Source organism: Pararhizobium capsulatum DSM 1112, assembly GCF_030814475.1.
Classification (GTDB): Bacteria; Pseudomonadota; Alphaproteobacteria; order Rhizobiales; family Rhizobiaceae; genus Pararhizobium; species Pararhizobium capsulatum.
Genome location: NZ_JAUSVF010000001.1, coordinates 1,212,124 through 1,227,087 on the forward strand (window position 1 = coordinate 1,212,124; position 14,964 = coordinate 1,227,087).

12 protein-coding genes are annotated in these 14,964 nt (G+C 58.5%); 5 read left to right on the plus strand and 7 right to left on the minus strand.

The window, feature by feature from the left end; all coding sequences use genetic code 11:
* Positions 1–104: 104 nt before the first annotated feature.
* The 3 genes from QO002_RS05825 to QO002_RS05835 are packed head-to-tail and all read right to left on the minus strand — an operon-like array spanning position 105 to position 2,795.
* Entirely contained in the window at positions 105–1,121 is a 1,017-nt protein-coding gene (locus QO002_RS05825) for a zinc-dependent alcohol dehydrogenase family protein (protein WP_307227580.1), read from the minus strand.
* Positions 1,122–1,140: 19 nt separating this feature from the next.
* Positions 1,141–1,608 carry a cyclophilin-like fold protein gene (locus tag QO002_RS05830; protein ID WP_307227582.1) on the minus strand — a complete coding sequence of 156 codons (468 nt, stop codon included), beginning with the start codon at positions 1,606–1,608 and terminating at the stop codon, positions 1,141–1,143.
* The gene (locus QO002_RS05835; RefSeq protein WP_307227584.1) at positions 1,605–2,795 is read right to left on the minus strand and encodes an MFS transporter; all 1,191 of its coding nucleotides are present in this window, start codon (positions 2,793–2,795) and stop codon (positions 1,605–1,607) included. Before QO002_RS05835 ends, QO002_RS05830 begins: the two co-directional genes overlap by 4 nt.
* A gap of 122 nt (positions 2,796–2,917) precedes the next feature.
* Here QO002_RS05835 and QO002_RS05840 point away from each other — a divergent pair, with 122 nt between their 5' ends.
* Positions 2,918–3,814 carry a LysR family transcriptional regulator gene (locus tag QO002_RS05840; RefSeq protein WP_307227586.1) on the plus strand — a complete coding sequence of 299 codons (897 nt, stop codon included), beginning with the start codon at positions 2,918–2,920 and terminating at the stop codon, positions 3,812–3,814.
* A 148-nt stretch (positions 3,815–3,962) separates the two neighbouring features.
* On the opposite strand, the gene QO002_RS05845 is transcribed toward QO002_RS05840, so the two are convergent.
* Positions 3,963–5,342, minus strand: coding sequence for a transposase (locus QO002_RS05845; RefSeq protein WP_307227588.1), 1,380 nt, complete (start codon positions 5,340–5,342; stop codon positions 3,963–3,965).
* A gap of 979 nt (positions 5,343–6,321) precedes the next feature.
* Between QO002_RS05845 and QO002_RS05850 the strand changes: the two genes are divergently transcribed.
* Positions 6,322–7,053: a hypothetical protein gene (locus QO002_RS05850; RefSeq protein ID WP_307227591.1), complete on the plus strand. Its 732-nt coding sequence runs from the start codon at positions 6,322–6,324 to the stop codon at positions 7,051–7,053.
* Between the two features lie 44 nt (positions 7,054–7,097).
* Positions 7,098–7,478, plus strand: a complete 381-nt coding sequence (locus QO002_RS05855) for a hypothetical protein (RefSeq protein ID WP_307227593.1) — start codon at positions 7,098–7,100, stop codon at positions 7,476–7,478.
* 46 nt (positions 7,479–7,524) lie between these two features.
* Here QO002_RS05855 and QO002_RS05860 read toward each other — a convergent pair whose 3' ends face one another.
* Entirely contained in the window at positions 7,525–9,135 is a 1,611-nt protein-coding gene (locus tag QO002_RS05860) for a site-specific integrase (protein WP_307227595.1), read from the minus strand.
* Positions 9,136–9,470: 335 nt separating this feature from the next.
* Complete coding sequence (locus QO002_RS05865; protein WP_307227597.1) at positions 9,471–9,704, minus strand: tyrosine-type recombinase/integrase; 234 nt, start codon at positions 9,702–9,704, stop codon at positions 9,471–9,473.
* Between the two features lie 734 nt (positions 9,705–10,438).
* Between QO002_RS05865 and QO002_RS05870 the strand changes: the two genes are divergently transcribed.
* Both QO002_RS05870 and QO002_RS05875 read left to right on the plus strand, forming a co-directional pair.
* Positions 10,439–11,947: an ATPase domain-containing protein gene (locus QO002_RS05870; protein ID WP_307227599.1), complete on the plus strand. Its 1,509-nt coding sequence runs from the start codon at positions 10,439–10,441 to the stop codon at positions 11,945–11,947.
* Positions 11,931–14,009, plus strand: coding sequence for a hybrid sensor histidine kinase/response regulator (locus QO002_RS05875; protein ID WP_307227601.1), 2,079 nt, complete (start codon positions 11,931–11,933; stop codon positions 14,007–14,009). The genes QO002_RS05870 and QO002_RS05875 overlap by 17 nt, the downstream gene beginning before the upstream one ends.
* A 47-nt stretch (positions 14,010–14,056) precedes the next feature.
* Here the strand turns inward: QO002_RS05875 and QO002_RS05880 are convergent, their stop codons facing one another.
* Positions 14,057–14,896, minus strand: coding sequence for a hypothetical protein (locus QO002_RS05880; protein WP_307227603.1), 840 nt, complete (start codon positions 14,894–14,896; stop codon positions 14,057–14,059).
* Positions 14,897–14,964: the final 68 nt, after the last annotated feature.

The window sequence follows — 14,964 nt, forward strand, 5'->3', positions numbered from 1 at the left end:
GAGGGCGCGGGTGCGGAAACCGGAGGTCTCCACATCGCAATCCGGGGTCTTGGGCGTAATCGGCAGCCAGCGGGCTCGAATCTCCCGCTGGCGACCGGAAGGCGCTAGAGGCGCAGCAGGGTCTTGATCGCGCGGCGTTCGTCCATGGCTTTGTAGCCTTCGGCGACGTCCTCCAGCGGAAGCTCGAGGTCGAACACTTTGCCGGGATCGATTTTGCGGCTCAGGATCAGGTCGAAGAACTGCGGCAGGTAGCGTCGCACGGGGGCCGGACCGCCTAGCAGGTTCTTTTGGGCGAAGAACAGCATCTGGCCGTCAAGCGACACCCCATGCGGAACGCCGACGAAGCCGATCGAGCCGCCCGGCCGAGCCGCGTTGACAGCCTGCATCATCGATTCCTGCGTACCGACGCATTCCAGAACCGAGTCAGCGCCGATGCCGTTCGTCAGTTCCCGAATCTTGGCGGCACCTTCGTCGCCGCGCTCGGTGATGATATGCGTCGCGCCATATTCCAACGCCAGTTCCTGACGCGGCTTGTGCCGGCTCATTGCGATGATCCGCTCGGCACCCAACTGCTTGGCGGCGAGGACGCCCATGAGGCCGACCGCGCCGTCGCCAACGACAACGGCCGTGCAGCCTGGCTGGACACGCGCGGCATCCGCGGCATACCAACCCGTGCCCAGCACATCTGATGCGGCGAGCAGGCTCGGTATCAAGTCCTCGGGCGGCATCTCGGCGGTCGCCACCAGCGTGCCGTCGGCATTCGGGATGCGCGCGATCGGCGCTTGCCCGCCAGACATGAACTGACGATTGACGCAGGACGACGGCCAGCCGCCGAGGCAGTTGGGGCACTTGCCGCAGGACAGCACGAACGAGCCGACGACGAACTGGCCGGGCTTGACCGTCGACACGGCCGATCCGACCTCGACGACGACACCGCAATACTCATGACCCATATGGGCAGGTTCATTGACGGGCTGGAGTCCGCGATACGGCCAAAGGTCGGAGCCGCAGATGCAGGACGCCGAAAGCTTGATGATCGCGTCCGTGGGCTCGATGATCCTGGGTTCTTCGACTTCCACGCAGCGGACATCGCCGGGGCTGTAGAGAACTGTTGCACGCATGATCGTGTCCTTCCTTTGATTATTCGGCGCGCTCGATGCGTAGGGGAAACTCGCCGCGGGTTAGCATCGGTTCGATCCCGCCCTCGACGCGCCCGAGCCGGATCAAACCGCTGGAATAGCGATAGGATGCATAGAAAAGGATGACGTCACCCCAAGGCGCGTAATAGCAGACGTCGCCGGGCTGCTCGTTTCCGAATGGACCGCTACCGTCCTCCGTCAATTTCCGCGGCAGGTAGGCAATCTTCTCATTGTTGGAATAGTCCTCGATCTTTAGGTCGAGCGGCAGCATCGATGCGAAGTCCCGTGCCGAGGGATTGTCGTAGAGGGTCGCGTTGACGGTGTGCCTGTCGAAGCTGAAGCGGACTTTCATATTTGTGGGCTCCTGATTCGCGGGGTCGCGGCCCTGCTGGCCGAATGCCAACGGCGGGAACATGATGGTGGCGAGGCTGCCGGCCAACACCGTTCGGCGATGCAATTGCGATGTCATACGGCGTTTCTCCGGGCGTTGCGCATGGCGGCAAGCGCGAGAATGGATGAAGCCGCCAAGATAAGGGTCGCAAGAGCGAATGGACCCCACCATCCGATGGTGTCGAACAAATATCCACCGCCCGCGGCTCCAGCCGTGATGCCGAGTTGGATGACGGCGACGCTCAGCCCGCCGCCGGCCTCGGCGTCATCGGAGATGTGCCTGCTCACCCAGGTACCCCAGCCCACGGGCGCAGCGGTGCCGAAGAAACCCCAGGTAACGAGCAATGCCGCCACGAGCAGAGACGCTGAGGTGAGTGCGACCATGCCGATCGAGAGCAGCGCCATTATGGCGGGAATGCCGATCAGGAGGCTGAACAGGCGTGTGCGCAAGGCTCTGCCGATGGCGATCGTGCCAAGTACGCCCGCAAGGCCCATGAGCAGAAGCACAAGGGAGATTGCCTCGATCGAGAAGCCGCCCGCAGTTTCGAGATAGGGCCGCAGATAGGTGAACAGTGCGAACTGGCCCATGAACAGGAACATGGTCGAAGCCATGCCCAGAAGGACCTGACGGCGGGCGAGGATTCGCAGCACATTGCCGCCGGACTTCTGATAACGAGGTCGCATTGGCGGCAGGCTGATCCATTGCCAAACAAGCGCCAGCAACGCGATGGGAACGACCAGGAAGAATGCGCTGCGCCAGCCGACATATGCACCCAGCAGACTGCCGAGCGGCGCGGAGATCGTGGCCGCCAGTGCGTTGCCGCCGTTGATCCAGGCGAGCGCCCTCGGGACCTCGTTCTCCGAGACCAGGCGCATGACGATCGATGTCGACATCGACCAGAAGCCGCCGATGGCAATTCCGAGCATGACCCGGCCAAGCATCAGAACCGGATAATTTGGCGCGAACGCCACGATCGTTCCCGACACGACGAGCAGCGATGTGAAGCCGCTGGCGACGAGGCGACGGTCGATGCGGCGGGTTAGGTGAGCAACCACCAGACTGGTGAGCACGGCGAACACGCCGGAGATCGAGATCGCCTGTCCCGTTTGCCCCTCGGTGATCGCGAGATCGTGGGCCACAAGCGGGAGCAGGCTCACGGGCATGAACTCCGATGCGATGAGGACGAACGCGGCCAGCGCCATCGAAGATACCGCACCCCACGCTCCTGCTATGCGGACGGGCCGTTGATCGTAAGTCAATGCCATAGGTTCGATTCATCCTCATCATTGCTTCGTTACGATCGGAATATACGCCGTAGTCATTCCAATGATTAGATGCCATAATCCGAAAGGACTTATCGACGTTGAATATGAATGGGAGTTGGCGGTTGGAGCGGCAGGACCTTAACGACATGTTGTCGTTCATCGCAGTGGCCGAGCAACGGAGCTTCACCAAGGCTGCCGCAAAGCTTGGGACGTCGCAGTCTACGCTGAGCCATACGATCAAACAGCTAGAGGGCCGGCTGGGCCTCAGATTGCTGACGAGGACCACACGCAGTGTTTCACCGACGGATGCGGGGGAGCGGTTGCTCAAAGCCTTCGTACCCCGTCTTCGGGAGCTTGAAGGCGAGCTCGAAGACCTGATGTCGGCCCGTGACAAACCTGCCGGGGCGGTCAGGATCACTCTTTCCGACCACGCCCTGGCTACCGTCGTTTGGCCGAAGGTGCGGCCGCTTCTTCTGGATTATCCCGATATCAAGCTTGAACTCAACATCGACAACGGGTTCAGGGACATTGTCGAAGAACGCTTCGATGCGGGCGTTCGTTTGGGCGAGAGCCTCGACAAGGACATGATCGCCGTGCGCATTGGTCCGGATTGGCGGCTCGTTGCAGTTGGCGCACCTTCGTATTTCATGAACCATCCCGTTCCCGAAGTCCCGCAGGACCTGGTGGAGCACGTCTGCATCAACACCCGGCAATCCCGATCGGGCGGCCTCTATGCATGGGAGTTTGAGAAGGCCGGCCGCGAACTCCGTGTCCGGGTCGATGGGCAGATCACGCTGAACAGCTCGATCGCCCAAGCCGAGGCGGCCGCGGCAGGCTACGGAATCGCCTACGTTCCCGAAAACCTCGTGGAGCGCCAGATCGCGGAAGGCGAGCTCGTCCAGGTTCTCGACGATTGGTGCCCGATGTTCACGGGCTACTACCTCTACTATCCTAGTCGACGTCAGAACTCGGCAGCGTTCCTGCTGATCATGAACGCTTTGCGGTTTCGGGCCGAGTGACTTCGTGATGCTAGGATGACTGCTATTGGCGGATATCGTTGAAAAACTCGACGGATTATCCGCTCACACGCCCTTTTCGGTCTTTTGGGCGGTGCACTATGCTGCGATCTGCCCACGCCTTAGCGCAGGGTATCGGTCGATGCCGCCCTCAAGCGGCGATGGCACCGCATGGCGGCATCTGAGGCCTGAGTTTGGCCAGCCTCCTCAGGTTCTGTGCGGTTGCGGCAAGCAGGAATTCGTCTCTCGCACCACACGGCCCTCGAAGCCTTAAACGTGCCATCCGTAGTATGCGCTTGAGGTGAGCGAAGAGCATTTCGACCTTCTTTCGACGATGCCGTGACTGCTCATACTCCGGTGTCTTGGCAATCGCTCGGGCGACATCGCGTGCATCCTCGTTGAGATCGCGCGGTACTTTGCGCATAGGCATGTTCGGGCAGCATCGAGGCTTCAGTTCACACTGATCACAGTCCTTCTTGCTGGCACGATAAAGCCGGGTTCCCTCGGCCGTGATCCCCGATCTGGGTGGGTCGTAAGTGCGTTGGAATTGTTTCAGCTCCTTTCCGGCAGGGCAAAGGTATTGCTCCTTCTCGGCTTCCCAGGTGAAGTCGGAACGCGAGAAGGTGCCATCCGTCCGCTTCGACTTGTCGAAGACCGGAATGTGCGGCGCGATCTCCTTCTCGTTGACCAACCAGGCGAGGTTGTCGGCAGAACCGTAGGCACTGTCGGCCGCGAGGTAATCGGGCCGCAAGCCGAAGCGGTTCTCGGTCCTGCCGAGCATTGTGCGGGATGCACCGACCTCCGCCTGGCGGATCGCCCGTGTCGCCTCCACATCCAGAATGACGCCGTGGTCTGTATCGATCAGATAGTTGGTCGCATAGGCGAAGAAGGCGTGGCCTTTGTGGGCACCGGTCCATTGGGCGGCCGGATCAGACGAGGAGATGAACTTCGGCGTGACCGGCGAGGCAGCGCCGAAAGCAGCATCATCGAGAACAGCCAGATATTCCTGTACCGAGCGTCCCGCATCTTCTTTGGCTTCCCATTCCGATCCTGGTACCGAGCGCTGCTTGTTTGCATCCGCCGCGATCAAGCTGGCATCGACTGCAAATCCTTCCGTACCAACCAACCCTTGAGAGAGGCAGCGCTCCACTACCGTTTCGAACATATGCCGCAGGATGTCGCTTTGCCGGAACCGGCCATGGCGGTTCTTCGAGAAGCTTGAGTGATCAGGGACCTTGCCGTCCAGACCGAGGCGGCAGAACCAGCGATAGGCGAGATTGAGGTGGACCTCTTCGCAAAGCCGTCGCTCCGAGCGAATGCCCATGGAATAGCCGATGATCAGCATTCGCATCATAAGCTCGGGATCAATCGAGGGGCGACCCGTGGCGCTGTAGAAAGGCTTCAAGTGCGCTCGTACGCTGTCGAGTTCGAGATGGCGGTCGATCCCGCGCAGCATGTGGTCGGCAGGAACGTGATCATCAAGGCAGAAGTCGTAGAAGAGCTGCGCTGGAGCTGTCTGGCATCCCATCATCACTCAATCCCCCGCAAATCAATGCGACGATTGAATCATGACATCCCAATGCCGACAACGGTTAGTTTTTCAACAGTATCGGCGCGAAGCTGCCGAGCGTTTGACGCGTTGTGATCGGTTGGCGAAACGGTGAACGATATTCCTGTGCGCATGCGCCAGACTCGCATGCCAACCCAGCAAAAGGAATCCCATACCGAACTCTTATGTCAGGCGGTAACCACTAGCTTGTCGAGGAGGCGCGTGCAGAGGCGGTTTTGGGTGTCGGGCTGCGCATTGCTCCGGTTCATATCGTTCCCCTCAAGTATCATGAACTCGGCGGTTTTAATTCTTCCGGGTTCTGTATTGGTCGGCGGCAAATCGGCCGGCGGCGGCGTTGACGAGACCGCTCCAAAATCCGGCCAAGCCGCAGACGCGATCGATGACGTGATTCGCCGGCTTTGCGTTGAAGGGGCCGCGGAATTGCCGCACATTGTCGTCTTTGTTTCTATCGTTGCTAGCGGTTAGCCGGCCGGAAGCACACCGACAATTACAGGAAGGCGTCGTCGTCGAGACGGGCGTCGTATAGCCCCCGGGCCGATGCATTGATGCATCCGGTTGCCTTCGTGCCGCTGCGCCCTTGGAGACTTCAGCGGTACGAGGTTGTGGCCGACGCCGAGATCGTAAATGAAGGCTTCGTCCTCCGGACCGAGGACGACTTCGCCGCCGGTCTTACAATGACGAAGACCCTTGTTGGGCGCTTGTGGGGCCATCAAGCTTGACTGCGCCCGATACTGAGGGTGCGAGGATCGTTTCCAGTATGGTAATGGATGGGTTATACTGCGGGTCATCATGCGCGGGCCTCCTATCGCGATAACTTCCAAGCCGCCGGGTCGCCGCACCGCTTACCCTTTATGCCAATGAAAAATGGGTTTTCGTCTCTTAAAATTGATGGTTTCGGGCATAACGTCTAGGAATTTGCGAGACAATTGGCGGAAAAAACATGACCACAAAGATGCATGCCCACAACAAGTCAGTTGCGCTAGCTGTTTGGACGGCCTTCCTACTGATGGGGCTACCCAGTTCTTCGTTCAGCGAAACATTTGAGCAAACTCAGAAATTCTGCAAAATTTCTCAAATGTTGATCCCGATCTTTCTTGATGGCGGCAAAATATCTGGTGAAAGTGTTTGCAAGGCAAGTGGCGTCGCAAGCTATAACTGCACCAGCAACATGAGCCTCGGACAAGGCATCTGCATGGCAAGCGGCGTTGCAAGCTATAACTGCACCAGCAACATGAGCCTCGGACAAGGCGTCTGCATGGCAAGTGGCGTCGCAAGCTATAACTGCACCAGCAACATGAGCCTCGGACAAGGCGTCTGCATGGCAAGTGGTGTCGCAAGCTATAATTGCACTAGCGGCATGAAATATGCTCAAGGCGTCTGTATGGCAGGTGGGGTCGCGAGCTATAATTGCACAAGCGGCATGACGCTGGGAGCCGCCGTATGTATGTCGGGCGGCGTCGCAAGCTACCAATGTTCAGGTGCAGGCCATGACGACCTCGGTGAAGGGATATGTCTTGCTCTGGGCGGCTCTAGCACGCAATGTTCAGGGATGCCTGTTCATCAGGCCGTATGCGGTTTCACAGGAAACTGCAAAGGTGATGACGCGTTATCAATCGCCGTGTCCATGGTGGAAGCCTGTGGGCCTAAAGTCCTGCATTTCGGCATCGAATAGACAAATATCGCAACGATCTGAGTGTATACGCGAGTTTAAGGTCTATGAAAGAAGCTCACTTGCCTGAAATAAACTTAAAAAGTGACGGCACGCTGAGTTATGATAACGGCTTAGTGACAGCCGTTATTGAAGACCATCAAGATGGCTGTGTGATCCTTGAGTTTTGTTCCCGCTTTCCCGGCCAAGGAAATGCCAAGCGAACTCTAAACTGTCTAAAAGATACCTATGGCCCATTAATTGTAGTCGATCCAGGCACTGAAGAATATGCGCCTGAGTCTTTTAACTTTTGGCGACACATCGTACGGTCGGGGCTGGTGAAGATGATGTTAGATACCCAACGCAATCTTCTTTACAAGGAGGGGGAATGGCTCAAAGAGGCCATTGACGAGACAGCGTATCCTGCGTTGTTTGCTGAACTGACTTAATATAAAAGGCATTTGTTACGTGCCGTGAGTGGCTCGCGGAGGCGGCTTAGGCCGCGTCCTCGTTGGACATTGTAAGCTTCTTCTGGCGTGCGTACTCACCGAGAACGGCATCGCACCAGACTTTGATAGCTTCGCGCTTGAGAGCAAGGTGCTGCGCACCGCCATAGGCCAATTGCGTCACCTTTGCCTGTCGCTGCCGCAAGAAGTCGGCGCGCTGCCGTTCGGTGGCGGAGACCGCCATAGCCTCCTTTTCCTTTACCTCGTGGGCTAGGATGACGGATGCGCCGCCAGGAATACCCGCCTCGTCGAGAGCCTTAGTGATGGCGCGACGCAGGTCCTGAAGGCTCCACCAGTCGATACCGGCCTCGGCCAAGAGGTCCCGCCGTTCAGTCCGCCGGGGAATGACTTTCGTTCTTTCTCGTTCTACGTCCTGAAGCAGTTCGTCCCGGCCTGCGAGACGGTAGAGGACACGATACACGCCCGAGGCGGAGACGTGGACGTCTCCTTTCTTGCGTTCTGAAGGAAAAGCCCATTCTTGCGTACTCAAGCCGTGCTTCGCTTTTGACCTGAACCGATCGACCATTTCCCAAGCCTCAGCGGGGATAGGAAGCGCGTGCGCGCGCCCGGCCTTCATGACATCCTTGGACCATGCGGCCAACCTCCATCCCACGACCTTGTCGTCGACAACGTCGTGGCCGAGTAGGCTCATCCCCGCGTTTGCACGCTGACACGTCAGTACAAGCCACCAGAGCCCGGAAAGGGCTGCGTGTCCTACGCCCGCGATCCTCTGGGCGCGTCCCGGCAGGGGCTTGTCGAGATACTGCTCGGCGAGGAGCAGCGTAGACACGATCGCCTCGATTTCGGGCCTTCGGTCACGTGGCCTGATCTCGTAGGGAGCAGTGACCATATTCCACCATGCGTCGCCGACCAGACCAGACTTGCTCGAATTGTTCTGGGCGCACCACGTCATCACCGCGCGGAAGTACGTAACGACCTTCATTGCGCCAGCCGGTGACTTTCCAACGGTCCGCCTGACCTCGTCACGAACATCTTCGATGTCGCCCCGTGTGATGTTCACTGCATGGGTATCCATCAGTTTTGTGAATGCGGGCCGATTGAATGTCAGCTTGTAGTCCTTGACCGTATTAGCTCCGATGCGGTCCGTCTCTCTGGTCGCCGGATCGGTCTTTGCCCGAATTGTTTCCTCAACACACTCCCGCAGCGTCCATGTCGTCGGCCGCGCAGCTTCAATAGCCTTGCGCGTTGCTTCTTCAGCTTCGCGCTTGACGATCTCGGCGGCCGCCTTTTTGACGTCGCCGCTCCCAACTCCATTGCCATGGTAGACGCCGAGGAATGTCTTCACGTCCTCCTTGGTCTTCCCGTCGTTGAGCATGGACCTGACAGCTCTTGCCAGCCCTCGGACCTTTGACAACGCGGTGAGCGTCCTGTCGCCCTGGGGATACACGTAGCCGATGGTGACAGATGAGTTGCGGAACCTTACAACCCACGCCGCAGTCCGCCCCTGCATCTGTAAGCGCAAGCCAGTTTCATTGGCATCCGGGAGCGTGGTGATGTCGCTCCCGAAGCCTTCCCTCTCGGCTTTATACGCTGCCTGGCGGACGTGGTGATCCTCTATCGCAAACTTCACTCTGCCCATGTTGTCCGTATCCCCTTGGAAACCCCTGCCACTCTCTACCGTCTCTCTACCGTTTTAAAATTGGTTGACAAGGGCTTCAGTGGCAAGATTTTTTGCCTTAGATAAGTCTAATATTCAGGCTCAAAGTGTTAGCAATGTCCTTGAACGAAAAGGGATTTATCAAATAGCATCGTTGACAGGCAGGGGGCTGTCAACCTATTTGTATTTCTAGACAGCAGGATTGAAAATCCGCGTGTCGGTGGTTCAAATCCGCCTCCGGGCACCATTTTTAGCCCTTGTTATGTTTCGAGTTTTTCACGTTTTTCTTGGCTCCTGATTTTTCTAGTTTGACAATTTCAAACTGTCGGTTTGACAACTTTCGTTTTCCGTTTGTTCAATTCAGCCTCGAAATCGGTGACCGCAGACGTCGCTCGTGTCGTCATGTCGGCCCATCTCGAATAGTGTTTTGCCATCGCTTCGGTGGCGTGGCCGAGCATCAGCGCGATCGTGCCGTTGTCTTTGCCCATTTCTGCCAAGATGGTCGCTACCGTGTGCCTGAGGCCCTTTAAAGTAAGGCCCGGCTGGATCACCTTCGGTCTCCAGTTTGCCTTTCACCTTTGCCCAGCTCGTACTGAAACCGTTATAGGTCCAGGGACGGCCCAGCTATTGGCGCAGAGCGCGAGGGCGTTGTGTTTTGGTGCGCGGGCTATCGCACTTTCAACGGGCTCGAACAGCGGTAGATAGATAGGGCGCCCCGTCTTGTTTCGCCGGGTGTGAACATCTCGACGCGTATACGGCCAAACGAACGTTCGAGCAGCGCCGGTTGCTTCAGACTATCCACCAGATGCCCGATACGGCCCTCGATCCTCGCCATTCTATAGAAGAGATCTTGGGCCGGCCGGTCACTCTCTACGAAGGTCTGAGGGGCGATACCCGACGGGAGCGGGTAAGGGAACTACCGGCCAAGGTGGAGCTCGATACTTCTTTGGCAAACCGCTACCCGCTTTCGCTGTCGGGCGGTCAGAAGATAGCTGGTGATTTGTTTGCCCTCGCACGAAAGGCGCAATTCTCTCCATCGCGATTTGAAGGTGTGACGGTTAGTGGACGCGGTGTTAGTGCCATTGCACGCCACCGTGTTGGTCATCACATTTGCAATCGGCCTGATACCGTCGTCACTGTTTGTTGTCAGGGCCGGCTCGTAGTGCGTCTCCTTTCCACTGAAGTGGGCTGGCTCCTTAGATGACAACGATAATGACAATCGGTTGAACCGCAGTCTTTGTTTTCCGAATCTTCGTCCTATTTTCTCCTGAAATCAGGAGGTAAAATGAACGAAGTCTCGAACGATAAGGCGCTCACCGGTGTTGTCGGGCTCGACGATATATTGTCAGGTGGTCTCACGCGTCGTCACGTGTTTCTCCTGGAAGGCTCGCCCGGCACAGGTAAAACCACGATCGCCTTGCAGTTCCTTCTCGAAGGCGCGGCTCTGAAGGAGCGGTGTCTCTACATCAGTCTTTCGGAAACGGAAGAAGAGTTGCGCGACAGTGCCCGTTCTCACGGCATCGAATTTGGCGACACGATCGAGATTTTCGAGCTCGTTCCCCCTGAAAGCCTTCTTGATGCGGACCAGCAGCAGAGCCTTCTTTATTCCTCGGACCTCGAACTCGGCGAGACCACGAAGCTGATCTTTGAGGCGTTCGAGCGGGTGAAACCGCATAGGGTGGTGATCGACAGCCTTTCGGAAATCAGGCTTCTGGCGCAGGGCTCGTTGCGCTATCGCCGCCAGATTCTGGCGCTGAAGCATTTCTTCTCGCGATCGGATGCGACTGTTCTGCTTCTCGACGACATGACCTCCGACAATCTCGACAAGACCGTCCACAGCGTGGTTCACGGCGTCATTCATCTGGAGCAGCTCGCGCCGGACTATGGAGCGGAGCGCCGACGGCTGCGGGTCATCAAATATCGGGGCCAGTCCTTTCGCGGCGGCTACCATGATTTCGTTATCAAGACTGGCGGCGTGTCGGTGTTTCCGCGACTGCGCGCGGTCGAGCATCGAACCGGTTTCGAGCGGACGACGCTGAAAAGCGGTATCCCGGAATTCGACGATCTGCTCGGCGGCGGTATCGAGCGAGGTTCGAGTACGCTTCTGATCGGCCCGGCTGGAACGGGCAAAAGCCTGTTTACGCTTCAGTTCGTAGATGCGGCAGTCAGGCGCGGGGAAAAGGCGGCGGTCTTCATCTTCGACGAGGAACTCGGGCTGCTGTTTTCCCGGACGAAGACGCTTGGGCTCGATCTTGAAGAGCTTCGCGACAATGGCTCCATTCATATCGAACAGCTGGATGCTGCCGAACTTTCGCCCGGCGAGTTTTCGCAGCGGGTCAGGGATCGCGTTGCAAGTTTCGACGCAAAGACCGTCGTGATCGACAGCATCAACGGCTATCAAGCATCGATGCCGGAGGAGAATGCCCTCATCCTCCACATGCACGAATTGCTGCAGTATCTGAACCGCCAGGGCGCCAACACCTTCCTGACGGTGGCGCAGCATGGCCTTGTGGGAGACATGAAATCGCCGGTGGATGTCACCTACCTTGCGGATACGGTCATCCTGCTGCGGTATTTCGAGGCCATGGGCAAGGTTCGGCGGGCGGTGTCGGTGATCAAGAAGCGGACGGGCAAGCACGAGGATACCATCCGGGAATTCCGCATTGACAGTACCGGTCTGACGCTCGGCGAGCCGCTTTCAGGCTTCCAGGGCGTGCTTCGCGGGGTGCCGACCTTCGTCGGGGAAAGGCAGCCGTTGCTTCCGACTGCAGACAAAGGTGACGACAATTCCTAATCGCGTTGCCATCGCTCTTATCCATGCACCTCTCGGACGTGACGCGCAGATTGCTGCCTCGTTGCTTGAGGAAGCAGGTATTCGCTCGCAGATTTCGCCGGATCTCGCGACCTTCGTTGGCTGGTTGAGGGACGATGTGGCTTTCGCTGTCGTGACTGAAGAGGCGCTGCGATCAGCCGATCTTCGGGCGATTTCAAGCTGGATAGAAGCGCAACCAAGCTGGTCCGATCTTCCCTTCATCGTGCTCACCAGCCGAGGTGGTGGTCCCGAGCGCAATCCAGCCGCAGCGCGCCTGTCCGAAGTTCTGGGCAATGTCAGTTTCATCGAGCGGCCGTTCCATGCAACAACCTTCATCAGCGTTACGCGATCGGCATTGCGCGGGCGGCGGCGGCAATATGAGGCGCGGTTGCGGATAGAAGCGCTCGACGAGGGCGAGCGACGCCTTCAAACGGCGATCGAGGCAGGACGGCTTGGCACCTGGGAACTCGATCTCGCAACCTATGGGCTGACGACATCGACGACCTGCAAGCAGATTTTCGGCAAGGATCGGGACGACATTTTCAACTATCAGGATCTGCTCGACAGCATTCATCCCGACGATCTTGAGCGCATGCAGGCTGCGGTGAAGGCGACTGTCGAGACGGGCAGGGACTATTCCATCGAGTACCGGACGATCTGGCGCGACGGTTCTGTCCACTGGGCGGAGATTCATGCCCAGCTTTATCGGGATAGATCGGGCAGGGCGATCAGGCTGGTCGGCGTTTCCGCCGATATCACCGCCGGCGTGAAGGCAGACGAGCACCAGCGGCTGATAAATGAAATTCTGGAGGAACGGGTTGCCGAGCGCACTCGCGACCTCAAGCAGGCCCATGCCGTGGTGATGGCGGAGGTGAGCCAGCGCGAGCGCGCGGAAGAGCAACTTCGCCAGGCGCAGAAGATGGAGGCGATCGGCCAGCTGACGGGCGGGGTGGCCCACGACTTCAACAATCTTCTCATGGCTGTCCTGAGCAATCTCGATCTTTTGCGCAAGCATGCCGGGGACGACCCCAGAGCGACACGGCTGATCGACGGCGCCTTGCAGGGCGCGCAGCGCGGCGCCTCGCTGACGCAGAGACTACTTGCCTTTGCCCGTCGGCAGGATCTCCATGTCGGCCCCGTCGATCTGTGCAGGCTTGTTGTCGATATGGAGGATCTGCTGAGGCGGACCGTCGGATCGAACATTCTGATCGAGACCGTGGTTCCGGATGCGCTTCCGGCCGTATCGGCGGACGCAAACCAGGTAGAATTGGCGCTTCTGAACCTCGCAGTGAACGCGCGTGATGCGATGCCGGATGGCGGGACGATCCGCATCGACCTCAGGGAGGTCGATCATGTCTCGACCTCGCAAGACCTTGCGGCGGGCCGCTATGTCGTTCTGTCCGTTGCGGATCAAGGACATGGCATGGATGCGGAGACGCTGCAGAAAGCCATCGAGCCGTTTTTCTCGACGAAGGAACTGGGCAAGGGAACAGGGCTCGGACTTTCCATGATCCATGGGCTAGCCTTGCAATTGCACGGAGACTTCAAGCTGGCGAGCACAATTGGCCAGGGCACGACGGCCGAACTCTGGATCCCGGTCTCGGCAACATTCGCCGCAACCGAGGCCGAACGGACAGAGGCCGTGCCGAGAGAGGCGGAACAGGACTCTGCTTCGAGACGCATATTGCTCGTCGATGACGACATGCTCATCGCCATGAGTTCGGCCGATATGTTGACCGATCTGGGGCATGAGGTTGTCGAGGCGCACTCCGGCAAGGAGGCGCTTGAATATCTCGGGAACGGGGCCGCATTCGACCTTATGATCACGGATTACTCGATGCCGGGAATGACGGGGGGCGACTTGACTAAGGCGGCCCGCGAACGTTTTCCCGATCTACCGATCCTCATTGCTTCGGGATATGCCGAGCTGCCGCCGGGCGTCGATCTCGATGTCGCAAGGCTCGGCAAACCGTACACTCAACAGGATCTCGCGCGCGAGATCAGCAAGCTGAGTAAGGGCCCATCTTCAATGAGACCACGGTGACCGCGTAGAGGTCGACGGCAACCTTCTCCGTCTTCGTTTTCGCGGAGTCACGGCTGCCGAAGCGTCGCCACGCGCAATCCGATCAACAGCATGATGTAGATGAAAATCGATCCCGCGCTCATAACGAAATACTGCGTGATCGCGCCCTTGGTGGCCTCATCGAACTCGGAGGCAATGCCAAAAATCAGCCCGTCCAGCAAGGCAGAAAACATGCCCGCGAAGGAAATCCCCAATAGCAAGGAGTCATTGCGGGAGTAGAACATCCAGGGGGTGGATGCAACCGAGAGAGCGGCGGCAGCGGGGAGTATCATGAGTTGCAGGGTGCCGCCGTAAGTGCCGGGGCTCGTCGCGAGCACCTTGACCATGCCATCCAGAAATCCCTCGTTGAATCCGCCTGAGGACAAAGACAATAGACTGCTGAGCAGGATCATCACGAATGGAAGCGCCGCCGCAGAGGCGAGGATCGTGAGCATGGTAGACGAGAATTGCCTGCTGTGCTGTGAATACAGGTCGCGCTGTTCGGTGTCCGTGCCATGCACCTGCTGCAAAACCGGCGTCTTCTCCTCTACGGCTATATTCTTTTGCTGGGTTGTTTCGGTCGGATGCCCGTTTCGGATTATGGCGAAGGATCTGAGCCCTTCCCTGGCCTCGCTCAACAATGCAGAGCGCTGTCCCCCCTCATCGTTGCCGAGGGACAGGGCGGCCGACACCTTCTCGATCAGAGGACCGATTTCCGGTTCGGGATATGCCGGGGCATTGGCGGCCACTTCCCCAAGCAACAGGTAGAGTGTGCGAAGCGTCGCCTTTTCCTCGGGGTCGAGGTTTTCTTGCGCCAGTTTGGGTTCGATTGCGGACAAGGCCCGACCGGCGGCCTCCTGCACAGTCATATCGCACCTCCAAGGCATCACAACCTGGTTCAGCTCTCGCAAACAAGCTGCCGCCGCTCTTTTCAGGA